Source organism: Syntrophotaleaceae bacterium (assembly GCA_041390365.1).
Classification (GTDB): Bacteria; Desulfobacterota; Desulfuromonadia; order Desulfuromonadales; family Syntrophotaleaceae; genus JAWKQB01.
On the sequence record JAWKQB010000002.1, the window covers coordinates 406707 to 429669 of the forward strand.

At 60.5% G+C, this 22963-nt stretch carries 19 protein-coding genes; 11 read left to right on the forward strand and 8 right to left on the reverse strand.

From position 1 onward, the window contains the following. Positions 1-52: 52 nt before the first annotated feature. The 10 genes from R2940_09185 to nfi all read left to right on the forward strand — a co-directional run bounded on the left by R2940_09185 (position 53) and on the right by nfi (position 14164). Positions 53-3310: a hypothetical protein gene (locus R2940_09185; protein MEZ4599951.1), complete on the forward strand. Its 3258-nt coding sequence runs from the start codon at positions 53-55 to the stop codon at positions 3308-3310. 122 nt (positions 3311-3432) lie between these two features. After that, positions 3433-4017: a DUF1318 domain-containing protein gene (locus R2940_09190; protein MEZ4599952.1), complete on the forward strand. Its 585-nt coding sequence runs from the start codon at positions 3433-3435 to the stop codon at positions 4015-4017. A 58-nt stretch (positions 4018-4075) separates the two neighbouring features. Further along, complete coding sequence (locus R2940_09195) at positions 4076-4582, forward strand: type II secretion system protein (protein MEZ4599953.1); 507 nt, start codon at positions 4076-4078, stop codon at positions 4580-4582. Between the two features lie 208 nt (positions 4583-4790). Further along, complete coding sequence (gene mgtE, locus R2940_09200) at positions 4791-6146, forward strand: magnesium transporter (GenBank protein ID MEZ4599954.1); 1356 nt, start codon at positions 4791-4793, stop codon at positions 6144-6146. Between the two features lie 34 nt (positions 6147-6180). Next, on the forward strand, positions 6181-6963 hold the full coding sequence (recO, locus tag R2940_09205) for a DNA repair protein RecO (protein ID MEZ4599955.1): 783 nt from the start codon (positions 6181-6183) through the stop codon (positions 6961-6963). Between the two features lie 84 nt (positions 6964-7047). After that, positions 7048-7917, forward strand: coding sequence for a glycine--tRNA ligase subunit alpha (gene glyQ, locus R2940_09210; GenBank protein MEZ4599956.1), 870 nt, complete (start codon positions 7048-7050; stop codon positions 7915-7917). 78 nt (positions 7918-7995) lie between these two features. Next, positions 7996-10062 (forward strand): glycine--tRNA ligase subunit beta, encoded by a 2067-nt coding sequence (gene glyS / locus R2940_09215; GenBank protein ID MEZ4599957.1) that lies wholly within the window; start codon positions 7996-7998, stop codon positions 10060-10062. Positions 10063-10129: 67 nt separating this feature from the next. After that, complete coding sequence (ppdK, locus tag R2940_09220) at positions 10130-12793, forward strand: pyruvate, phosphate dikinase (GenBank protein ID MEZ4599958.1); 2664 nt, start codon at positions 10130-10132, stop codon at positions 12791-12793. Positions 12794-13012: 219 nt separating this feature from the next. Further along, the gene (locus tag R2940_09225) at positions 13013-13453 is read left to right on the forward strand and encodes a hypothetical protein (protein MEZ4599959.1); all 441 of its coding nucleotides are present in this window, start codon (positions 13013-13015) and stop codon (positions 13451-13453) included. A 30-nt stretch (positions 13454-13483) separates the two neighbouring features. Next, positions 13484-14164 (forward strand): deoxyribonuclease V, encoded by a 681-nt coding sequence (gene nfi / locus R2940_09230; GenBank protein ID MEZ4599960.1) that lies wholly within the window; start codon positions 13484-13486, stop codon positions 14162-14164. 70 nt (positions 14165-14234) lie between these two features. On the opposite strand, the gene R2940_09235 is transcribed toward nfi, so the two are convergent. Both R2940_09235 and R2940_09240 read right to left on the reverse strand, forming a co-directional pair. After that, on the reverse strand, positions 14235-14915 hold the full coding sequence (locus R2940_09235; protein ID MEZ4599961.1) for a fumarylacetoacetate hydrolase family protein: 681 nt from the start codon (positions 14913-14915) through the stop codon (positions 14235-14237). Positions 14916-14942: 27 nt separating this feature from the next. Beyond that, positions 14943-15551 carry a trimeric intracellular cation channel family protein gene (locus tag R2940_09240; GenBank protein MEZ4599962.1) on the reverse strand — a complete coding sequence of 203 codons (609 nt, stop codon included), beginning with the start codon at positions 15549-15551 and terminating at the stop codon, positions 14943-14945. A 163-nt stretch (positions 15552-15714) separates the two neighbouring features. Between R2940_09240 and R2940_09245 the strand changes: the two genes are divergently transcribed. Then, positions 15715-16905, forward strand: a complete 1191-nt coding sequence (locus tag R2940_09245; GenBank protein MEZ4599963.1) for a rhomboid family intramembrane serine protease — start codon at positions 15715-15717, stop codon at positions 16903-16905. Between the two features lie 39 nt (positions 16906-16944). Here the strand turns inward: R2940_09245 and R2940_09250 are convergent, their stop codons facing one another. The 6 genes from R2940_09250 to thiF form a co-directional block, all read right to left on the reverse strand. Further along, on the reverse strand, positions 16945-18714 hold the full coding sequence (locus R2940_09250) for an SLC13 family permease (protein ID MEZ4599964.1): 1770 nt from the start codon (positions 18712-18714) through the stop codon (positions 16945-16947). A gap of 176 nt (positions 18715-18890) precedes the next feature. Beyond that, positions 18891-19556, reverse strand: a complete 666-nt coding sequence (gene thiE, locus R2940_09255; protein MEZ4599965.1) for a thiamine phosphate synthase — start codon at positions 19554-19556, stop codon at positions 18891-18893. Then, a complete protein-coding gene (thiH, locus tag R2940_09260) occupies positions 19546-20685 on the reverse strand; it encodes a 2-iminoacetate synthase ThiH (protein MEZ4599966.1) in 1140 nt (379 codons plus the stop codon). Before thiH ends, thiE begins: the two co-directional genes overlap by 11 nt. Then, positions 20682-21458, reverse strand: a complete 777-nt coding sequence (locus tag R2940_09265) for a thiazole synthase (protein ID MEZ4599967.1) — start codon at positions 21456-21458, stop codon at positions 20682-20684. Before R2940_09265 ends, thiH begins: the two co-directional genes overlap by 4 nt. A gap of 186 nt (positions 21459-21644) precedes the next feature. Next, entirely contained in the window at positions 21645-21845 is a 201-nt protein-coding gene (gene thiS / locus R2940_09270) for a sulfur carrier protein ThiS (protein MEZ4599968.1), read from the reverse strand. Beyond that, entirely contained in the window at positions 21842-22663 is an 822-nt protein-coding gene (gene thiF, locus R2940_09275) for a sulfur carrier protein ThiS adenylyltransferase ThiF (protein ID MEZ4599969.1), read from the reverse strand. The genes thiS and thiF overlap by 4 nt, the downstream gene beginning before the upstream one ends. Positions 22664-22963: the final 300 nt, after the last annotated feature.

Genomic DNA, 22963 nt, shown 5'->3' on the forward strand with positions numbered 1-22963 from the left:
CTTGCCGTCCTTGAGGTCCTCCCCGTCCTTTTTTACAAAGAGCCCCGCACCCATGCTGAAAATTCGCGGCAAATATCTCCTGATCGCCCTGGCACTCCTGCTGCCGCTGCTGCTCGCGGGCCTTTTTTTGAGCCCGGAGCGGCTGCTTGACGACTGGCTTCGTCCCCGTCTGGCCGCCCTGGCCGCCGATAAGCTTTCCGCCGAGGTTTCCATCGGCCGCCTGGCATGGCAGGATGGAGAGGTGCTGGTCAGCGACATCACTCTGGAGGCGCCCAAGCGTTATCAGGTGACCCTTCCCGAGGTCCGGATCAAATTGACCCTGTCCGGACTGCTGCAGGGTCATATCTCCTCCCTCGAAGCCGTTCATCCCCATCTCTTGCTGGTACATTCCCCCGACGGGGGCGGGGCGGGTCTTCCTGCCCGTGCGCCGGTATCCTTCGGTCGCCTGGCCATTCAGGGCGGGAGCATGACCTATCGCCTGTCTGAAAAAGATTATGCGGTCAGGGAGATCGATTTCCTGGCGACGGGCGGCGAAACCTACGAGCTGACCCTCGCAGCCATGCCGGGTGGCGACGAAGCCTTTCCGGTGCGACTGACGGGACAGGCCGAATGGACGGATGGGCTTGCCTTGTCCCTGGAAAGCTTTCGCTGGGACGGTCGGGAACTCCTTGCCGGTCCCATGGATTTCACCCTTCCCTCGGGGGCCGGTGCGGCGGGAGGCGGGCGCCTGCGTCTGGCCCGACTCGACCGGCCGTCCCTGGACAGGCTTTTTGCCGGACTGTCTTTAAAAACCGGAATCCCGGAGGGGTGGAATTTCATTCTGCAGAACCTGGATCTGCGTTTTTCACTGGCAGGGAACACGCTATCACTGGGGGTACAGGTGTCTTCAGGAGGGATTGCCCAGGGGGACCTTCACCTGCCTTTTGATGCCCTGAATCTGGAATTGTCCGGAACCGGAAGCGAATGGACGGGAACCTTGAGAGGCCTGCTGGCCCAGAGCAATCCTTTTGAAGCGGCCTTCACCGTGCGGTCGGAAATGCTGGAAGGGCAGTTTCGGGCCAGTTCGGAAGATCCCGGGCGTTTGAAATCGCTGTTGATGGGCGGCGAGGCACCGAGGCTGGCGGGCGGACTGAGAATGGAGGGGCGGGTCTCCGGCCCGCTCGACGACCCAATCCTGAAGCTGCAGGTGACGGGATTTCCGGTCGGAAACGGCAGTCGGAAATTTCTGTTCGACCTGGCCCCCTTGCGCATTCAAGGTGCGATGGCGCGGGAAAAGGACGGATGGCGGGGGAAGGCCGATCTTGAGTTGGCCGATAGTCCACTGGCCGAAGTCGAAGGGGATTTGCAGACGGTTCTTGCCACCTTTCGGCCGACCTCCTGGCAAAAACTGCGTCCTCTGCTCGGTCCAGGCCTGCGAGATCTGCTGCAGCAGGGCCAGGACATCGAAGGACGTCTGCGGATGACCAGACATTCTCTCTCCGGCTGGTCCGGGTCCGCCCGGCTTGGGGCCAGGCGTCTGCAGTTTTCTGACAGCATTCTTGCAGGACCGACGGTCGACCTTGACTTCGCCATCGAAAAGGATCATTGGGCGGGCAGCCTGTCCCTGCGGGGGAAAAAGCTGAGCTTCGGCAACCTGGACCTGGAGGGGTGGGCTGCCGGCAGCCGCTGGCGTCTGGACAAATCCCGCCTGCTTATCTCCGATACCGCCGTCGACGGTAATTTGACCGGGTATGGAGGTCTTTCGGCCCGGTTTTCTCTGAAGGGATCGGGAACCCGGCAGGCCGGGAATTGGCACATGGATCTGGATCGCTTGTCGCTGGCCGGTATCGAATTCTTTGCCGCAGACGGCCTGGCGGGCCTGGCCGGCGGATATTTTTCCGGCAGCGGGACCGTCGATGCCAAACCAGGCGCGCCTCTCCGTCTGGCCCTGAGAGGGGATCTGGGCGCCGCCGAGGGTTTGTGGGGACGTTATTATGCCGATTTGGCGGCCATCCCTGCCCGCCTGGCCGTCAATCTCACAACCGATCCCGCAAAGCAGCGCCTGGAACTCGAACATCTGCGCCTGGCCATGCCGGAGATGCTCCTGCTGCAAGGCACCGGAACCATCGCCCGCGACAGCCTGAATCTTTCCGGGGAGCTGGAACTGCCCGATCTGGCCGGCCCCGTAGCCGAACATTTGAAAGAGATTCTCGGGGACAGCCATTCTCTTTTGAGGGAAGCCCGAATCGGGGGCAGCTTGAGGATGAATCTGGCGGTGGCAGACGAGGGTCGACAACGGCGCCTGCGGGGGGAGGTTTTTCCCCATGAAGTTGCTTTTCAGGCCCCCGGGTCCGCAGTTGCATTGGCTGGACTGACCGGCAATCTGCCCTTCGAATTCACCTTCGGCGCTTCGGAACGGACAGCAAAGGGGGGCGAACGGGTGGGCAGCCTGAAGTACCAGGTCTTGCAATGGGGTCCCGTATCCATGTCCGCCGATGCCGTACCGATTGTGTCGGCACCGGACCGGTTCACCTTTCCCAAACCGCTGGTACTGCAGTTGGCCGGAGGCCGAATGGCTATCGACCGTCTGGAGTTCGGCCGGGACCGGTCCGGATTCGGATTTGACGGACTGTTCACCATTGCCGGTGTCGATCTGGAAACACTTAGCCAGGAGACGGATCTGCCCCTCATGGCAGGGAGTATCGATGGAGACCTCGGTCATATCCGCTACTCCGACGGCGTCCTGCAGTCGGAAGGGGAGGCGCGTATCCGGGTCTTCGGGGGCGGGATCAATGTCCGCAACATCCGCATCGACGCTTCTTCCCTGGCCTACCTGCAGATCTTCGCAAATGTCGATTTTTCCGGGATCGATCTTAACCAGGTCACCAAGACCCTTTCCTTCGGCGTAATGAACGGTATTGTCGACGGCCACATTCATGATCTGCGACTGTTCGGCGCCACTCCCGCCCGATTCAGCGCCCGCATCGAGAGCCGGGACGAAGGAAAGCGCAACATCAGCGTCAAGGCCCTCAACAACCTAGCGATCCTCAGCCAGGGGGGGCTTTCCGCCGCCCTGTCCCGGGGCATTTACCGTTTCATCGATTTTTACCGGTACAGCAGGATCGGCATCGTCTGTGAGCTGGAAAAAGACGTTTTTTACCTGCGCGGCACGGCGCGCCCGGAATCCGACCAGTATCTGGTTTTCGGAGGTTTTCTGCCGCCGAAGATCGATATTCTCGCTCCCCCGGCCGCCGTCTCCTTTAGCGAAATGCTGAAAAGGCTGCAGCGCATCGAACGCACGGAGAGACGGCAGGAGTCCGGGAACGATTGATTTTGACAAGGGAGAAAGTGTATAGTTGCAGCAGTCTTAAGAGCTGAATTTAAAGGTTTCTTTTCGATACAGCTCAACTAAACCTGCCTGCTGAAAAATTGTCCCGCAAGGAGGGAAACGGAATGAAAAAGCTGAACTGGTTATTGTCATTGACCATGGTTGCGGTCCTTCTGTCCTGCGTTACCATCAATATCTATTTCCCGGCCGAAGAGGTGCGCAACGCCGCCGATCGGATCGTCAACGAGGTCTGGGGCGAGGGCAACGGAAAGCCCGCCCCCGAACAGGAACCGGCCGCCGAATCAAAGCCCTCCGCCTGGCTGAAGGGCCTGTTCGGTCCCGCAGCGGCCTGGGCGGCACAGGATATCAACGTCAGCACCCCCGAAATCCGGGCCATCAAACAGGCGATGAAGGACCGCACCGACAAGCTGCGCCCCTATCTGCAGGCGGGGAACATCGGTATCGGTGCCGACGGCCTGCTGGCGATCCGCGATACCGCCGGTCTCGACCTGCGTTCCCGTGGGGCGTTGCAGCGGCTGGTGACCGAGGAGAACAACGACCGGCTGCGGCTGTACCGGGAAATCGCGCGTGCCAATGATTTTCCTGACAAGGCCGATGAAGTCCAGTCCATCTTCGCCGATTCCTGGCGTCAGCAGGCGGCGGAGGGCTGGTATCTGCAGAGCAAGGACGGAAGCTGGCGGCATAAATAGCCGAACTGCTTCCTGCCGGATCAGAGCCGGGTTTTCACAGCAAAGGGAGCGTTGAAACATGCCTAAGTCCCACCGGCTTCCGGGCAACGAGCGGGGCGCGGCCCTCATGATCCTGCTGGTGATGGTCATGATCATGGGTCTTTCCGCAGGGATTGCCGGAACCACTTGGACCAACGTCATGCAGCGGGCCCGTGAAGAAGAGATGCTGTTCCGCGGTGACCAGTACCGGCGGGCCATCGGCAGTTACTACTCTGCCGGTACCACTGCGGGAAACTACCCCCTGCAGGTGGAGGAACTGCTCAAGGATCCCCGCTATCCCGGAACGGTTCGCCACCTGCGCCGGCTCTACCCGGATCCGATCACCGGGGACGCGTGGGAGCTGGTGAAGGATTCGGCCGGACGGATCCTCGGAGTGCGTGGGGCGAGCGGGGACAAACCGCTCAAGACAAAAGATTTTCCGGAAGAGTATGAGCAGTTCGAAAATGCCAAAACCTACAGGGACTGGGTATTTCTGTTCGAGCCCCAGGACCGGTCGGCTGCCCCGGCAGGGGCTGAAGCGTCGTGACGACGGCAGTTTCGCCACTATCACCACTATCAGTGTTCGGCACATGTCTTTCCCATACCTTGGATACCCCTTTGGCAGGTCTGCTCCACTTCATTGACACTGTAACAGGCGCGATGATAAAGTGACCCGTTAATCCGGACTGTTCAACGCTGATGGCAAACCGAAACTCCGGGTTTTACCTGCCCCTGTTTCCACCTGGAGGCCCGCCATGGATCAAAAGCTGCAAGTGCTTCTCGATACGGTAAGAAAGCTCATCCGCCGCGGCGCCTATCCCAATCTGAACAAGGTCATCGACAAGTCCCATCCCGCCGACATCGCCGAACTGTTCACCCATCTTTCCCCCAAAGAGCAGCAGATCCTGTTCAATCTCATCGACGATACCGAAACGGCGGCGAGCGTTCTTTCCGAACTCGATTACAGCACCGGGGCCCATCTGCTGGAACAGATCAGTCATGAAACGATCACCGAGGTGCTCCAGGAGATGCCCTACGACGATGCGGTGGAAATCATCCGCAACATGCCGGAGGAGATTGCCGAAGAGATCCTCAGCACCATGCAGGATGAGCACTCCGATGAAATCGAGCAGCTGCTGCAGTATGATGAGGATACAGCCGGCGGCATCATGTCGACGGAGATCTTCTCCCTGCGGGAGAATACCACCGTCCAGCAGGCCATCGAGGCGCTGCAGAAGGCCAGTGACGTGGAGATGGTTTTCTATGTCTACGTGACCGATCCCCGCAACCACCTTGTGGGGGTTCTTTCGCTGCGCCAGCTCCTGACCGTCCCGCAGTCGACGCGCCTCAAGGATATCATGACCACGGAGGTGATCAGCGTCAGCACCGACAAGGACCAGGAAGAGGTCGCTCACCTGGTGGCCAAATACAACCTCCTGGCCATCCCGGTCGTCGATCAGTGGAACAAGCTGATGGGTATCATCACTGTCGACGATGTCATCGATGTTCTGCGCGAGGAAGCCACCGAGGATATCTACAAGATGGCCGGGGCCAGCGAAGAGGAACTGCTGTACGGCTTCAAGTCGATCAAGGTCGCCCGACTGCGCCTGCCCTGGCTGATCACCAATCTTTTCGGCGGCATCATCACCGGGTACCTGATGTGGCTGTTCAAGGCTACACTGGAGCAGGTCATCGCCCTGATCTCCTTCATCCCGGTCATCACCGGCATGGGCGGCAATGTCGGTGGTCAGTCCGCCACCATCGTGGTCCGCGGGTTCGCTACCGGTCACATCGACTATTCCACCTTGCGCCAGGTCTTTTTCAAGGAACTGCGGGTCGGAGTATTGATGGGTGGAGTCTGCGGCCTGACTGTGGGACTGGTGGCCGTGATATGGCATCACAACCCCTATCTCGGTCTGGTGGTCGGTCTGGCCATGGTCTGCGCCATGACCGTCGCGGCAACCATGGGCGCTCTGGTTCCGGCCTTTTTCAAGAAAGTCGGTATCGACCCCGCGATCGCAACCAGCCCCTTTGTCCAGACCGCCAACGACATCACCGGCATCCTGATCTACTTCGGCACCGCCACCCTGTTTCTGCAGCATCTTAACTGAGTGGTCGGGCAGGTCCGACTGCCGGACTTAAACCATGAACCTTCATCATTCCGAAGCCATCGTTCTGCACCACGTCAATTACGGCGAGGCGGACCGCATCGTGTCCTTTTTGACCCGGGAGCAGGGGCTGCTCAAGGGATTTGCCCGCGGCGCCCGCAAGAGCCGCAAACGGTTCGGAACATCCCTGGAGCCCTTTTCCCAGGTGCAGATCCACTGGAAAGCGTCGACCCGTGGCTCCCTGGTGTCGCTGCAGGAGGTGGATCTGTTCGACTTGCGGATTGATCTCCGTCGCGATCCCAAAGCCCTCGCCCTGGCCGCCTACGGTTGCGAACTGGTCGAGGTTCTGCTGGGGGAAGGGCAGGCCCAGCCGGACGTGTTCGCCCTGCTCAGGTCTTTTCTCGATCATATTGCGGGGGCGGATACGCCCCACGAGGCCCGACTGCTCTTCGATCTGCGCATGCTCGTGCTGACCGGCTACATTCCCCATCTGCTGCATTGCGCGGACTGCGGCGGGTCTCTTTCCTCGGACCGGGCGGCTTTTGCCGCTGTCAGGGGAGGCAGCCTCTGTCCGCAATGCAGCGGCCAGGGCGAACCGCTGCAGGTTTCCCCCCTGACCCTGGGAACCCTGGCCCGCTCCCTGCAAACGCCCATCACCCTTTTCGAAGGTTTCCGCTTCAGCGAGCAGACCCTGCGGGAAGGTTGCGCGGTTCTCCGGTCGGCTCTTCATCCCCATCTTCCCCGCCCTCTCAAGTCCCTCCGCTTCCTGGACCGAGTGTCGGCCGGGTCCCCGCCTGCCGGGGGTGCAGAGGGAGGTTAGGGCGCCTTGATTTAGGTTGACAGGTTGGGGCAAAACAGCTACTCTTTGCCCCCTGAAAGAGGTTAAACAAACGCCGGAGGCAACGTGACTTTCCAAGAGCTCATTCTTTCCCTACAGAAGTACTGGGCCGGCCAGGGATGCATTCTGCAACAGCCCTACGACATGGAAAAGGGGGCCGGCACCTTTAATCCGGCGACCTTTCTGCGAGTGCTGGGGCCCGAGCCCTGGAAGGTCGCCTATGTCGAGCCGTCCCGCCGTCCCACCGACGGCCGCTACGGCGAAAATCCCAACCGTTTGCAGCACTACTACCAGTTTCAGGTAATCATGAAGCCTTCGCCGATGAACATTCAGGATCTCTACCTTAATTCCCTGAAGAGCTTCGGCATCAGCCCTTCGCGCCACGATATCCGTTTTGTCGAGGACGACTGGGAATCGCCCACCCTGGGGGCCTGGGGACTGGGCTGGGAGGTGTGGCTGGACGGCATGGAGATTACCCAGTTCACCTATTTCCAGCAGGTAGGGGGGATCGACCTGAAGCCCGTTTCCGCGGAAATCACCTACGGCTGCGAGCGCATTGCCATGTATCTGCAGGGGGTCGACAACGTCTACGATCTGGAGTGGGCTCCGGGGATCAAGTATGGCGACGTCCACCACCAGACGGAAGTGGAGTTCTCGACCTATAATTTCGAAGAGGCCGATACCGATATGCTGTTCCGGCTGTTCGAAATGTACGAAAAGGAGTGCGCCAGGCTGGTGAAGCGGGCACTCGTCTTCCCGGCCTACGATTTCGTTCTCAAGGCCTCCCACACCTTCAATCTGCTCGATGCCCGCGGCGTCATTTCGGTCACTGAGCGGGCCCACTATATCGGCCGCGTGCGCAACCTGGCCCGCCTGTGCGCGGAAGGCTATGTGACTCAACGGGAAAAGATGGGATTCCCCCTGCTGAAGGGGTGAGCCCAGGATAGCCCCGCAAACCCGCCACGGAAAATACCTTTCCGTGGTTTGTTTTTGGATAAGGAGGGATCGCTCCCCATGTCTGCTGAACTGTTCCTGGAGATAGGCACCGAAGAAATCCCCGCCGGATTTCTGCCGGTCGCCATGGCCGATCTCGAGCGCCTGCTGGGCAGGGAGTTCGAAAACGCGCGCATCCCCTTTGCCGGCATGCGAACCTTCGCCACTCCGCGCCGTCTCGGCATTGCGGTGAGCGGTCTGGGTGGGCAGCAGGAGCGGCAGGAACTGAATCTCTCCGGGCCCTCGGTGAAGGTCGCTTTCGATGATGAAGGCAATCCCACCAAGGCGGCCGTCGGTTTTGCCCGCAGCAACGGTGTGGATGTGTCGGAGTTGTCGCGCATCAAAACTGAAAAAGGGGAGTATCTGTTCCTGTCCAAGGTGGTCGAGGGCAGGCCGACGGCCGAGTTGCTGCCGGAGATTCTGCCCCGGGTGATCAGCGAACTGCCGTTTCGCAAGTCGATGCGGTGGAAGGATCTGGATATCCGCTTCGCCCGGCCCATCCATTGGATCGTCGCTCTCTACGGTGGCAAGGTGGTGCCCTTTACCCACGGCAATCTGCAGAGCGGCTATCTCTCCTGCGGCCATCGCTTCATGGCGCCTGACCCGTTTGTCGTGGAACATTTCGAACAGTTCCTGGAAGAAGCCGCCCGCCGTTTTGTCATTGCCGATCCGGACAAGCGCCGCGCGATGGTCGCCGGCGAGTTGGAGCAGGTCGCCCGCACGGCCGGCGGACATCTGAATGCCGATGAGGACCTGTTGAATGAGGTCACCTATCTGGTAGAATATCCCATGGCGGTGACCGGCACCTTCGAGGACCGCTATCTGGAGCTCCCCCGTGAACTGCTGATTACCACAATGAGGGAACATCAGCGTTATTTCACCCTTGCCGACGCGCAGGGGAGGCTGCTGCCCCGGTTCATCACCGTTTCCAATACCCGGGTCGAAGACCCGGCCGTGGTCGGGCGCGGTAATGAGCGTGTTCTGCGGGCCCGCCTCGCCGACGCCATGTTCTTCTGGAAGGAAGACCGGAAGCAACCCCTCGAAAACCGGCTCGAGGCCCTCAAATCGGTCGTCTATCAGGCCAAGCTCGGCACCAGTTACGAAAAGGTCATGCGTTTCCGTCAACTGGCGGTCGAACTGGCGCGGCAACTCGATCCGGAGGTCGCGGAGATGACCGACCGGGCCGCACTGCTGGCCAAATGCGACCTGGAAACAGGCATGGTTTTCGAGTTCCCCGAGCTGCAGGGTGTCATGGGCCGTGAGTATGCCCTGCTGGAGGGGGAAAACCCCCGGATCGCCCGGGCTATATTCGAACATTATCTGCCGGTACAGGCCGGCGGGGATCTTCCCTCGGACAACATCGGCGCCTTCATATCCATTGCCGACAAGCTCGATACCATCTGCGGCTGTTTCGGGGTCGGCCTGATCCCCACCGGCACCGCCGATCCCTACGCTTTGCGCCGCAGCGCTATCGGCATTCTGAACATCATCCTGGACCGGGCGTACCGCTTGTCCCTGGTTGAACTGGTGGGGCGGAGCGTCGGCTTGCTGGAGAAGAAACTGACCCGGCCCACCGATGAGGTTGCCGCCGAAGTTCTCGAATTCATCCGGTTGCGGTTTGTCAATCTGCTGATATCCCAGGGTCAACCCCAGGATGTGGTGGAGGCGGTGCTGAACACTTCCTTTGACGATACCGTCGATGCTCTGGCGCGGGTCCGGGCCCTGGCCGCTTTCAAGACGCGGGAGGATTTCGAACCTCTGGCCGTGGCTTTCAAGCGGGTGGGTAACATCATCAAGGGCGGGACTGATCTGCCGGTGGCTGAAAGTCTCTTCGAAGCGGCCAGTGAAAAGGAACTCCTAGCCGTTCTCCAGCGGGTGGAGCAGGAGTTCGCCGCTCTGCTGGAGAAGGGGGATTATACAGCAGCGCTGCAGACCGTTGCCGGTCTGCGCGGCCCCGTCGACAACTTTTTCGAAGGGGTCATGGTCATGGTTGAAAACGGGGATGTCCGGAACAATCGCCTGGCCCTGTTGAGCCGGGTGGCGGGAGTGTTTCGTCAGATTGCGGATTTTTCCAGGATTGCCGATTGATTTTTGACGATTTTCAGGCCCGGGCCGTGGAGGCACGGGTTAACACATATGCGGGAGGGACAGAGTAATGGCTGTCAAATACGTTTACTTTTTTGGGGCCGGGAAAACCGAAGGCAATGGGGGAATGAAAAACTTGCTCGGGGGCAAAGGGGCCAACCTGGCGGAGATGACTGCCATTGGATTGCCGGTGCCGGCGGGCTTTACCCTGACCACCGAACTCTGCACAGAATTCTACAAAAACAACCGTCAGTATCCGCCGGAAGTCCAGGACCAGATCCAGGAAAACCTGGCCAAGCTGGAAGAGGCCATGGGCCGGACCTTCGGCGATTCGAAAAATCCGCTTCTGCTGTCGGTTCGCTCAGGGGGCCGCGTGTCCATGCCGGGCATGATGGATACGGTGCTCAATCTTGGCCTCAATGACGTTACGGTCCAGGGGCTGATCGAGCAGAGCGGTGACGCCCGTTTCGCCTACGACTCCTACCGCCGCTTCATCCAGATGTACAGCAACGTCGTCATGGGCATGAACGGCGAGATCCTCGAGGAACTCCTCGAGCATATGAAGGAGATCCGGAACATCCATCTCGATACCGAACTGACCGCGGACGACCTGAAGCAGCTGGTCCTGCTGTTCAAGAACAAGGTCAGGGAAAATCTGGGACGTGAATTTCCGAGCGATCCCCAGGAGCAGCTGCGCGGCGCCATTGACGCGGTGTTCGGATCCTGGATGAACCCCCGCGCGGTCACCTACCGCAAGCTCAATAATATTCCTGCCGAGTGGGGTACAGCGGTCAACGTCCAGGCCATGGTTTTCGGCAACATGGGCAACGACTGCGCGACCGGAGTGGCCTTCACCCGGAATCCGGCCACCGGTGAAAACCGGTTTTTCGGAGAATTCCTGCTCAATGCACAGGGCGAGGACGTGGTGGCGGGGACCCGTACCCCCCAGCCGATCAACAAGGACGGCAACACCAACGGAGTCCTGCCCAGCCTCGAAGAGGTCATGCCCGAGTGCTATCAGCAGCTGATGGATATCCAGCAGAAGCTGGAGCGGCACTATCGGGACATGCAGGACATAGAGTTCACCATCGAGCGGCACAAACTGTACATGCTGCAGACCCGGGGCGGCAAGCGGACCGCGACTGCGGCCATCAAGATCGCCGTCGACATGGTCAAGGAAGGGCTGATTACCCAGGAAGAGGCGGTGCTGCGCGTTGCCCCCGAGCAGCTCGACCATCTCCTGCACCCCTCCATCGACCCTAAAGCCAAAAAAGAGGTCATTGCCATCGGCCTGCCCGCTTCACCCGGCGCCGCCAACGGCGAAATCGTCTTCTCGGCCGAGGATGCCGAGGAAGCGGCCAAACTGGGTCTCAAAGTCATTCTGGTCCGAATCGAGACCAGCCCCGAGGATATTCACGGCATGAACGCCGCGCAGGGTATCCTGACCGCTCGCGGCGGCATGACCTCTCACGCCGCCGTGGTGGCTCGCGGCATGGGCAAATGCTGTGTCGCCGGCTGCGGGGACATCAAGGTGGATTACAAAACACAACAGTTCACCGCCAACGGCGAGGTCTTCAAAAAAGGGGACGTCATTACACTGGACGGCTCCACCGGCGAGGTCATGAAAGGTGCCGTGCCCACGGTGCAGCCCGAGCTGACCGGGGATTTCGGCATGCTCATGGAATGGGTCGACAAGGCCCGCCGGATGAAGGTCCGGACCAATGCGGATACCCCTCAGGATGCCCGCGTGGCGCGCAAGTTCGGCGCCGAAGGTATCGGGCTCTGCCGCACCGAGCACATGTTTTTTGAAACCGACCGTATCATGGCCGTGCGGGAAATGATTCTGGCCGACGATGTGGAAGGACGCAAGAGGGCGCTGAACAAGATCCTGCCCATGCAGAAGGGGGATTTTCTCGGTCTTTTCCGGGAGATGAAAGGCCTGCCGGTGACCATCCGCCTGCTTGACCCGCCCCTGCACGAGTTTTTGCCCCAGACCGAAAAGGATATCGCCGACCTGGCCGAGGTCATGGGGGTGACCCCCGAGGCTCTGAAGCACAAGGCCGAATTCCTGCACGAATTCAACCCGATGCTCGGACATCGTGGCTGCCGTCTCGGCATGACCTATCCGGAAATCTACGACATGCAGGTTCAAGCCATCATGGAAGCAGCCTGCGAACTGGTCAAGAACGAAGGTTTCGAGATCGTCCCTGAAATCATGATTCCCCTGGTCAGTCACGTCAAGGAGCTGGCCATTTTGAGGGCCAAAGCAGTGCGTGTCGCAGAAGAGGTGATGAACCAATTCGACGTCACCATCGATTACCTGATCGGCACCATGATCGAACTGCCCCGGGCGGCTCTGACCGCTGACGAAATCGCCCGGGAAGCAGAATTTTTCTCTTTCGGCACCAACGACCTGACCCAGACCACCTTCGGCCTGTCCCGGGACGATGCAGGCAAGTTTCTGCCCTACTACGTGCAACGAGAAGTCCTGGAGAACGATCCCTTTGTGGTTCTGGATCAGGGCGGAGTCGGGCAACTGGTGAAGATCGGTTGCGAAAAAGGCCGCCAGACCCGGCCGGGAATCAAGCTCGGCATCTGCGGAGAGCACGGAGGCGAGCCTTCCAGCGTCATTTTCTGCCACAAGGCCGGTCTCGACTATGTGTCCTGCTCGCCCTACCGGGTACCTATCGCCCGCCTGGCAGCGGCCCACGCCGCACTGCTGGAGAAGAAGTAATCGGTACTATTGGCTCCGGTGATCCTGACCGGGCCCGAAAAAACTGGCATTGACAAAATCGAAAAGGCCTCCAGGTGTTGCGGAGGCCTTTTCGATTCCAAGGGAGGAGAATGGACGGGGAACCACCTTGACACTTCGGGGAACGAGGTGCTATAAACGCCCCTCTGCCACCGCCACGGGTGTTTTCCTGTGGCTTTTCTTTTGCGTCACAGGAGTATTATGAGCAGTAAAAGGTTGTCGGCTGGAGACTTTATCGAGGCCCGGTGCACCCGTTGCCGGACCGTTACCAATCACACCGTCATTGCCATGGTTGAGGAGCGGCCCGTGCGCGTACGCTGCAACACCTGCCATGGCGATCATAATTACCGTTCACCCCAGCAGAAGCAGGAGGCCGCCCGGACGAAAACCGTATCGACCCCCCGACCGGCTCGCAGCTCGGCAAAAAGCCGCGCGGCCGCCGATCAGGATCAGCTGCAGGAGATTCTGAATCAGGCGGAGACCGGGCTCGCAGTTCCCTATGCCATGGACCGTGGCTATAAACCGGACGATATTGTTTCCCATCCCGTTTTCGGCCTAGGGGTTGTCAAGGAGCTGCACAAGCCGGACAAAGTGGAGATCCTGTTTACCTGCGGGAAAAAACTTCTCCGTTGCAAGCTCTAAAAGGGTCATTTTCAGGATCGATGGAGGCATATGGATTTTCCCGAACTGCATGATTGGGGGGTCTCCACCCGTGAAGCCGCCGGTCTGCAGAAACGGCTGGCAGAACGGGTCCGTCTGAAAAACGGGCTGCCGGGGAGGATCCGGACGGTGGCAGGAGCAGATGTGTCCTATCAGCGCAGGGGGGAACTTTTTTACGCGGCGATTGCGGTCCTGAACTATCCCGAGATGACCCTGTTGGAGGAATCCGTCGCCGCCGATCGGGTGTCCTTCCCTTATGTTCCCGGGCTGCTGTCTTTCCGCGAACTGCCGGTTCTGCTGGAGGCCTTCCGCCGCCTGCGGACAGTCCCCGATCTGATTCTGGTTGATGGCCAAGGCATCGCCCATCCCCGCCGCCTGGGTCTGGCCAGCCACCTCGGGCTCTGGCTGGATCTGCCCACCATCGGCTGTGCCAAAAGCCGCCTGTGCGGTGACCATGCTCCCCCTGGGCCCTGCAGGGGCGATCGAACACCTCTGCTGCTCGACGGGGAGGTGGTCGGCACGGTTCTGACGAGCAGGGACAGGGTCAAACCCCTCTATGTTTCTCCTGGCCACCGGATCGACGTGGACACTGCGGCCGAGATGGTCGCGCGCTGCGCGCTACGCTATCGCATGCCCGAACCGACCCGTCTGGCCCATCATCTGGCGAATCGGGAGCGGCAAAGGTCGTCCTGAATGTTCCGCAGGCTCCTTTGCAACAGCCTGCCAGCAGGAAAGGTGAGCTGTTCGGCTGGCGGCAGGCGGGTTACAGGTCCCCGGGATCGGCTTCCTGCTCGATCCGGATTTCCAGCCGCCCGACATTTTCGATCTCCGCCCGGACCCGGTCTCCTCTGACGACCGGACCGACCCCGGCCGGTGTGCCGGTCAGCACAATGTCCCCTTCTTCCAGGGAAAAAATGGTGGAAGCGGCACTGACGATTCCCGCCACCCCCAGCATCATCGAATCCGTCCGGTCGTCCTGACGCAACTGATCGTTCACCCATAACCTTATTTGCAGGTTGTGTGGGTCGTTGATCCGATCGGCCGGAATGAAATCGGATAGGGGGCAGGAGGTGTCGAAGCCCTTGGCCTTGTCCCAGGGGAGCCCTGCCGTTTTCAAGCGGTCCTGAACATCCCGCAGGGTCAGGTCGATGGCCACGCCATACCCGGCGACATAGGCTGGCGCTTTCCGGGCCGGGATGTTTTTGCCCCATTTGCCTATCAGGAGCGCCAATTCCACCTCATGATGGCAGAACCTGCCATAATGGGGGATAACAGCCGGTTCCCCCTGTCCTATGATGCTGCTGGCCGGTTTCAGGAAGAACACCGGTTCAACAGGGGGCGGATTGCCCAGTTCGGCAATATGGTTCCGGTAATTGCGGGCGATGCAGATGACCTTGCCGACCCGATAGATCCTGTTGGAGCCGAGCAGTCGCACGGTATGCATTCGGTTCGCCTCCTTGACGGATTTCCGTCATTGATCGCCGGCCCTGGGCAGGGACCAGTTGAAACGGATGGCCAAAAGCCGGAGCAGGACCACCACCGAGGCCGCGCACAACAGACCGAGAGCGTGCGGAATGGGCGTAAGGGCCAAAAGGGCCAAAAGGGTGCCTCCTGCGAGACAGGCCGAGGCATATATTTCCCGGCGAAGTATCAGGGGCACCTGGTTGGCGAGCACATCTCGCATGATGCCGCCCGCAGTTGCCGTCATGACTCCCAGCATCACCGAGCCGAGAAATCCGGCATCGAAAACAAGGGCCTTTTCGGTACCGATCACGACAAAGGTTCCGAGTCCCACGGCATCGAAATAGAGCAGGGGATGGCGGAGGTCGTTCATGTGGCGGTAGAGGATAAAGGTGGCCAGGGAGACTCCGATAGCCACGTAAAGATAGGTCTGGTCCTTGAAGCAGAAGGGTGGGGTGTCGCCCAGAAGAATATCGCGCAGGGTGCCTCCACCTGTTGCCGTAACCACTCCAAGAACCATCACACCGAACAGATCCATCCGCCTTCTGATGCCGGCCCATGCCCCTGATGCGGCAAAGGCGGCGGTGCCGACCATATCGAGGGCATACAGCAGGGACACCTTCAACTCCTTGTTGAAATGAGGATAACCGGGGGCAGTAAAAATGCAAGCAGCCCCTCAGCCCTAAAGCTGTGATAATATTGCCGTAACCCGCAGTTCTGCCGGGGTGCCGCGGCTTTTCCGGTTGCCGCGGGAATCTTATCACTTCTGCCGAGGAACCACCATGTTTTTACCCTATGGGGACACGCCCAATCCGCCGACAACCCCCTTCATTAACTATTTTTTCATTGCGGCCAACATCGCCGTTTTCCTGTTCGTCACGCTGCCGCTGACAATGAGCAGGCCCGATTTCAACGACCCTTTGGTGGTCGATTATATCCGCGTCGTTGGTGCCCGGGGATACGGGTCCGCCCAACAGATCCTGCAGAACATGACAGCCTATGATCTGTTTGTTTTCCGATACGGTTTCAGACCGGGTTCACCAAGCCTTTTCACCCTTTTCTCATCCATGTTTCTGCACGGCGGCTGGCTGCACCTGATCGGCAATATGGTGTTCCTCTGGATCTTCGGGGACAATGTCGAACATCGCCTTGGCCGGTTCGGGTATCTCGGCTTCTATCTGGTGGCGGGGGTCGCTGCGACGCTGTTCTTTTCCCTGTTCGTGCCCGGCTCCCAGGTTCCCCTGGTCGGAGCCTCCGGCGCCATTTCCGGGGTGCTTGGCTGCTATTTCATCTGGTTTCCCCGCAACCAGGTCAAGACCTTCGTCTTCCTCTTTCCTATCCTGATGAACACTTTTTACCTGCCCGCCCGCCTGGTCCTCGGTTTCTATCTGGTTATCGACAATATCATTCCCTTTCTGTTCACCGCCGGCCAGGCCTCCGGAGTTGCCCACGGGGCGCACATCGGCGGGTTTGGCGCCGGCCTTCTGCTGGCCTTCGCCGTTGACCGGTGGCAATGGATCGGATACAAGCATCGAAGCCGGGTGAAGGACATTACCGGGGGGCCGGCGGAGAGAAAGGAGACGGTCCGGGAGACCACTGAAGCGCAGAGGGTGGTCGAACTGCTTGGTGAAAACCTTATGGACCGGGCAACAGACCTTTATTTTCAATTGGACGATCGAAAGGAACGGCTGGCGGTGCCCGATGAGGCAGTGCTGGATATGGGCAATAATCTGCTGGAACAGGGGAAAAATCTGCCGGCTCTGTCTTTGTTCCGGAGGTTCATTGCCGAACGGCCCAACAGCCCGGAGATCGATCGTGCCTTTCTCGGAGCGGGAGAGGCCATGCTGCGCCAGCCCCGGGGGGATACCAGTGCCTACCACTACTTTTTGACGGCCCTCGATACCGCCCGCACTGAACAAACGGCCAAACTGGCCAGGGAGTACCTGCGCCGCCTGGATAGAAGGGCGCGCTGAAGTCTATCCTTGCCGTCCCTTCAGTCCGTGATGTTTCCCTTAAAAGGGAAAAACCAACGGAATCAGCAGGGTTCCGAGAATCCAGACGAGCAGGTTCAAAGGCGCTCCAACCTTGGTGTAGTCGAAGAAGCGGTAGCCGCCCGGTCCCATGACCAGGGCATTCGACTGATGGCTGATCGGGGTCATGAAGCAGGAGGAGGCCGCCAGGGCGACGGCCATGAAGAAGGGTTTCGGGCTGACCTCCAGTTCCTGGGCGGCATGAAACACGATGGGTGCGATCAGGACGGCGGCCGCGGCATGGCTCATGACCTCGGTCAGCAGGGACGTCAGCAGAAAAAAGGCTGCCAGGACGACCCATGGTCCGAGTGGGCCGAAGAGGTTCAGGACCAGGTCGGCCAGTATCAGGGCGGCGCCGGTTTTTTCCAGTGCGAGGCCGAGGGGCAGGGTGCCCGCAATCAGCAGAATGATGCCCCAGTCGATGCTTTCATAGGCCTCCTGGATGGTCAGACAGCGGAAGAACACCATGGCCAGGGCCCCGAGGGTGGCGGCGAGCATGATCGGCAGGATGCCGGTCGCGGCCAGCAGGATAACACCGATCAGGGCCCCCAGGGCAAAGGGGGCGCGGTGGGGATGGTAGCTGACCGGTGGAATACCCCCCATCAGCAGAAAACCGTGGGCCTTGCCCAGATGGATGATCCGCTCCTTGGGGCCCTGCAGCAGCAGAACGTCGCCGAACTTCAGACTCACCCGATCCACCTTTTTGACCATCGGTGCTCCCTGGCGCCAGAGGGCAAGGACATTCAGGCCGTGGCTTTCGTGAAACTGCACCTGCCGCAGGGTTTTCCCCACCAAGTCGCTGTTCGGCGTCAGAGAGGCTTCCATCACCACCAGGTTTTCATCCATTTTTTCCGCCGGTGGATTGTCCTGTTCGGGAATCAGCTTCAACCCCTTGGTCTGCATCACCTTCAGAATCCCTTCGGGGTTGCCCTCCAGCAGCAGCACGTCCCCCTGGCGCAGCTTGCGATTGCCTCGCGGTTGCGGCAGCTTCTGATGACCTCGAAGGATCGCCCTGACCTTCAGATTGAAGTCTCTCTCCAGTCTGCTGTGGGTTATGGTCTGACCGACCAGGGGAGAATTTTCCTGAATCTCGATTTCCGTAATGTATTCCTTGACCTGGTACTCTTCGGTCAGTTTTCCCGATTTGCGCAGGGGCAGCAGGCGGTGTCCGAGAAATGCCATGTAGAGGATGCCTGCCGTCGCCACTGTCAGGCCCACCGGAGCGAAGGAGAACATGTTGAAGGATTGACCGGCATACTGCTTGAGCAGACTGTTCATGAGGATGTTCGGCGGAGTGCCGATCAGGGTGCAGACCCCTCCCAGAAGAGAACCGCTCGCAAGAGGGATCAGAAGCTTTGACGGACTGAGGTTCAGTTGACGGGCAATGCTGATGACCACCGGCATGAGAACAGCGGTCGATCCAATGTTGTTCATGAATGCTGAAAACAAGGCCACGCAGGCCATGATGACGGCGATCAGACGGGGCAGGCTCTTGCCTGCCATGCGAATCAGACGTTCTCCCAATTGCCCCGTGGCACCGGTGTTGGATATGCCGGTGCTGATAATGAACATTGCCGCCACGGTTATGACCGCCGGATTGCTGAATCCCGAAAAGGCTTCCTCCGGCGAAAGCAGTCCGGTGGCCGCAAGGGCGAGGAGGGCAAGCAGGCTGGTGATATCCATACGCAGCCACTCGGTCGCGAACAGCAGAATGGTTGCCGACAGGATGGCAAGAACAATAGCTATTTCCATAACAACTCATCAAATAAAGTCAGGCGAGTGGCGCCGGTGTATGATCCACGGTCCTGTTGGTGCAGTGGGGGATGCGGACAAGAACCGCAGCCCGGAGCTCTTTCACTGCGCCGTAGTACCGGTCCACTGCAGGACCGGTCTATGCATGTTTCAATATAAACCGAAACAGGCGATGGCTACAAGGAAGCTGCTGCCGCGCAAAAGCCTTCCGCCGCCAGGGTTTCCATCATGTTGCTGGCAGCTTTGCGCGGGTCCTCAGCGTTCAGAATGGCCGAAATCAAAGCAATTCCCGATGCGCCCGCAGCACGCAGCTCAGCAAGTTTTTCGGGTCGAATTCCTCCCAGGGCCAAGACCGGGATGGGGCTGGTGCGACAAGCGGACTGCAGCCGCTCAAGCCCTTGCGCAGGTCCGTAGCCCGCTTTCGAAGGAGTGAAGTACACAGGACTGAAGGTGAGAAAGTTTGCCCCCTGCCGGGCGGCAGGCAGGATTTCTTCCAATCGGTGGGTTGAGACGCCGATCAGTTTTTTATGACCGAGCAGGCTGCGAACTTTGGCCACGGGAAGTGACTGATGACCGAGGTGAACGCCGTCAGCGCCCACAGCCAGGGCCACATCGACCCGGTCGTTAATCAGCAGTCGGGCATGGTGGCGGCGGGTGAGATTCCTTATTTCAGAGGCAAGATCGAACAGCTCCCGGCTGGTCAGATCTTTTTCCCGCAGTTGGACGGCGGGTACCCCGCCGCGAAGGGCCTGCTCGACAACCTTCAGCAGGTCGCCGCCAGGACCAAGAGCCAGACGGTCGGTAATCAGGCAGAGAGGGAAAAGGGGCTGGTCAGCGACCATAAGCAGGTTCCGCCGGATTGCTCCGGAAAGCGCCGTCCCAATCCTTCCACACCGGCTCGTACCCTTTGGTTCTGAGCATGGCGCAGATCTGATGGGCATCCCGGTCGTCGTCGATCACGAACTGCTCGCTGCCGTCGGCGGCATGGCCGTAGCCCCCCGGTGCGGTGCTCGACCCGGCGCTGAGCTGGGTGATCCCCAGCGGCAGCAGGTGATCGCGCAGCTGGGCGCTCTCCCGGGTCGACAGGGTCAGTCCGGCGTCCGGCAACCACAGCCGCAGAGCGCAGATCAGCTGCACCAGGGCCGCATCCGAGACCGGCTGCAGGGGCGAGAAGCCGCCGTCGGCCGGACGAATCCGGGGAAAAGAGACACTGACCCGGCTGCGCCACCAGGTGCGGGCCAGGTGCCGGGCATGCAGCCCGACGTAGAACCCCTCCCGCCGCCAGTCGCCCAGGCCCAAAAGCGCGCCGATGCCGATGGTGCGCAGTCCCGCGGCCCCTCCCCGGTCCGGTGTCTCCAGCCGCCAGTTGAAATCCCGTTTGCGCCCGCTCGGGTGCAGGTGCGCATAGAGCTCCCGGTCGTAGGTCTCCTGGTAGACGGTCAGGCTGTCGGCACCGGCCTCCACCATCTGCCGGTAGCCCGCCTCGTCCATCGGGTAGACTTCCAGCCCGATGCTGGAGAACAGAGCCCGCACCCGGCGGATGGCGGCGGCCACGTAGGCGTCGTCCACTGCACGGGGCGCCTCGCCGGTCAACAGCAGCACGTGGCGGAAACCCCGCCCCGCCAGGATCTTCGCCTCGGCCTCGATCTGTTCGAGGGTCAGGGTGCGCCGCGCCACCTGGTTGGCCGCGTTGAAGCCGCAGTACAGGCAGCTGTTGGTGCACTCGTTGGACAGGTATAAAGGCGCATAGAGCTGGATGGTCTTGCCGAAGCGGCGCTGGGTGAGCCGGTGGGACTTCTGCGCCAGAGGCTCCAGATAGGCGCCGGCCGCCGGCGACAAAAGGGCCAAAAAGTCCCCCACCTGCAGATGCTCCGCCTGCAGGGCCCGTTCCACCTCCCGCGGGCCGCAGGCGGCGATGCGTGCGGCGATCTCGTCGCCGTCGAAGCGGTTGAACAGCTCCAGAAAACTCATGTCTCGTCCCTCAGAAATCCGGTCAGCGGGCTGGAGGCCTCGGCCTGCTGCCGGGGGGCGGCCAGCCCGGCCAGGTAAGCCAGGCGTCCGGCCTCGACGCCGAGGCGGAAGGCGGCGGCCATGCGCGCCGGGTCGGGGGTGACGGCCAGGGCGGTGTTGACCAGCACGGCGTCGGCCCCCAGCTCCATTGCCTCGGCGGCGTGAGAGGGGGCGCCGAGGCCGGCGTCGACCACCACCGGCACGCTCGCCTGTTCGATAATGATGGCGATGCTGTCGCGGGTCTTCACCCCTTTGTTGGTGCCGATCGGAGCGCCCAGCGGCATGACCGTGGCGGTGCCGATCTCCTGCAGGCGCTTGGCCAGCACCGGGTCGGCGTTGATGTAGGGCAGTACGATAAAGCCGTCCTTGATCAGGATCTCGGCGGCCTTGAGGGTTTCGATCGGGTCGGGCAGCAGGTAGTAGGGATCGGGAGTGACCTCGAGCTTGACCCAGGGCTCGCAGCCCGCGGCCCGGGCCAGCCGGGCCAGGCGCACCGCCTCCTCGGCGTCGCGGGCGCCGCTGGTGTTGGGCAAAAGCAGGCACTTGTCCCGGTCGATATGGGCCAGCAGGTCGTCCTCGGGGCGGTCGATGTCCACCCGCCGCAGGGCGACGGTGACGATCTGGCTGCCGGAAGCCGCGATGGCAGCGGCCATAAGTTGGTTGGAGGCGAATTTGCCGGTGCCGACCATGAGGCGGGAGGTGAATTTGCGGCCGGCGATGATCAGTTCGTCCATGGTTGTCTTCCTTCTATTTGCTAACCCTATCCAGCAGGGAGCTTTGTTTTAATGCCTTTGCCCTTTAATCCCCTGTGACGCAGCCGGGGCGCGTTTTTCTGCCCACTCTTTTGACGCGCATCAAAAGAGTGGGTCGTCGTGCGGGGGCGAAACCTCGCGGTTTAGCCGATAAAAAGCAGAACAACCTTACCCGCCGCCTACAAAGCGGACCACTTCCACCCGATCTCCGTCATGCAGTACGGTTGCGGCGAAGGCATCCCGGGGGATAATGTCCAGATTTCGTTCCACCGCCACCTGGGTCGGCTCCAGCTGCAGCAGCTCCAGCAGCATGGCGACGGTGGAGGCTGACGGCAATTCTTTTGGGTGGCCGTTGACGATGACGTTCATCTGGGTTGCTCCTCTGCCGGGTCCTGGTCGAGCAGCAGACGTAGCACGGCGTTGGCCTGATGGTGGGCCGCGACCCCGACACGGGGAGCCATCAGTCCCTCGCCGGGGCGGGCCGCGCTGGTTTCGTCGCCGACCAGGAAGAGCCGGCTGCCGGCCCGACGGGTGCGGATGGTGTTGGCGGGGCCGAAACCCGCCACTCCGGAGGCGGCTACCAGCGGTGTTCCCGGTACTTTACCCAGGAATGTTTCGACCAGCATCGCTTTCTGATCGGGAAGATCGAAAGCTTCCACCATGACATTCACGTCCTTGAACAGATCAGGAATGTTGACCGGGGTCAGGCGCAGATGGTGCGTCACGACTTCCACGTAGGGGTTGATCCGCTCAAGGGTCTGGCGCAGCGCCTCGACCTTATACATTCCGATTTGATCGAGAAAATAGTTCTGCCGGTTGAGGTTGGAGGGCTCAACGACATCGCAGTCGGCAATAATCAGCCGTCCAATGCCGCAGCGAGCCAGGGCCATGGCCACCGGCGAGCCGAGACCGCCGACCCCGGCAATTCCAACGCAGGCGGCTCGGATCTTGTCATGAACCCCGGGAGTGTGCCGGGCGACCAGCAAGGCTTCAAGCTCATCGGCCGAAGGCCGTTCACCCCGCCGGATCAGCACCACGCGGTCCTTCTCACACAGGATCGGGTTGCCGCTTTCCGCATGGCCATTGTAGATGACGATATCGGCATCGGGACGGAACCGGTCACGCAGTTGCCTCAAGCTTGTGCCGGGAGCAATCTCCCGTATTTGCTCGTTCAGCCAGACAATCATATTCACTGTCGCTCTCGTCAAGCGCCGGGGCGGTTTTCGATTGTCCTGGCCACCAGAATACCCTCGGCAATTCACCGTCAAAATATCAGTTGCCGAGGAAAATAGTCAAGGCTGACCAAGGTTTTGGTTGTTGTGCAAAATGATTTGCGCTTACAATGACCGCCTGTTTTCAAATCTGGTTAAGCCCTTTAATCAGGGCCAGGCAATTGTGAGGCCTAGAGATCGGCATCGAGGTCTGGGTCGAATTAATTTTTTTGACCCCCCGATTTTCATGCCTGCAGCAACGTAATGCGCTTAACC

Excerpts from the sequence above, each read along its gene's own strand:
- R2940_09225 (MEZ4599959.1), top strand. The coding sequence starts at position 13,013 with ATGAGCAGTAAAAGGTTGTCGGCTGGAGACTTTATCGAGGCCCGGTGC.
- thiE (MEZ4599965.1), bottom strand. The coding sequence starts at position 19,556 with ATGGTCGCTGACCAGCCCCTTTTCCCTCTCTGCCTGATTACCGACCGT.
- R2940_09235 (MEZ4599961.1), bottom strand. The coding sequence starts at position 14,915 with ATGCATACCGTGCGACTGCTCGGCTCCAACAGGATCTATCGGGTCGGC.
- thiS (MEZ4599968.1), bottom strand. The coding sequence starts at position 21,845 with ATGAACGTCATCGTCAACGGCCACCCAAAAGAATTGCCGTCAGCCTCC.
- nfi (MEZ4599960.1), top strand. The coding sequence starts at position 13,484 with ATGGATTTTCCCGAACTGCATGATTGGGGGGTCTCCACCCGTGAAGCC.
- R2940_09185 (MEZ4599951.1), top strand. The coding sequence starts at position 53 with ATGCTGAAAATTCGCGGCAAATATCTCCTGATCGCCCTGGCACTCCTG.
- glyS (MEZ4599957.1), top strand. The coding sequence starts at position 7,996 with ATGTCTGCTGAACTGTTCCTGGAGATAGGCACCGAAGAAATCCCCGCC.
- mgtE (MEZ4599954.1), top strand. The coding sequence starts at position 4,791 with ATGGATCAAAAGCTGCAAGTGCTTCTCGATACGGTAAGAAAGCTCATC.
- thiF (MEZ4599969.1), bottom strand. The coding sequence starts at position 22,663 with ATGATTGTCTGGCTGAACGAGCAAATACGGGAGATTGCTCCCGGCACA.
- ppdK (MEZ4599958.1), top strand. The coding sequence starts at position 10,130 with ATGGCTGTCAAATACGTTTACTTTTTTGGGGCCGGGAAAACCGAAGGC.
- recO (MEZ4599955.1), top strand. The coding sequence starts at position 6,181 with ATGAACCTTCATCATTCCGAAGCCATCGTTCTGCACCACGTCAATTAC.
- R2940_09190 (MEZ4599952.1), top strand. The coding sequence starts at position 3,433 with ATGAAAAAGCTGAACTGGTTATTGTCATTGACCATGGTTGCGGTCCTT.
- R2940_09245 (MEZ4599963.1), top strand. The coding sequence starts at position 15,715 with ATGTTTTTACCCTATGGGGACACGCCCAATCCGCCGACAACCCCCTTC.
- thiH (MEZ4599966.1), bottom strand. The coding sequence starts at position 20,685 with ATGAGTTTTCTGGAGCTGTTCAACCGCTTCGACGGCGACGAGATCGCC.
- R2940_09265 (MEZ4599967.1), bottom strand. The coding sequence starts at position 21,458 with ATGGACGAACTGATCATCGCCGGCCGCAAATTCACCTCCCGCCTCATG.
- R2940_09195 (MEZ4599953.1), top strand. The coding sequence starts at position 4,076 with ATGCCTAAGTCCCACCGGCTTCCGGGCAACGAGCGGGGCGCGGCCCTC.
- R2940_09250 (MEZ4599964.1), bottom strand. The coding sequence starts at position 18,714 with ATGGAAATAGCTATTGTTCTTGCCATCCTGTCGGCAACCATTCTGCTG.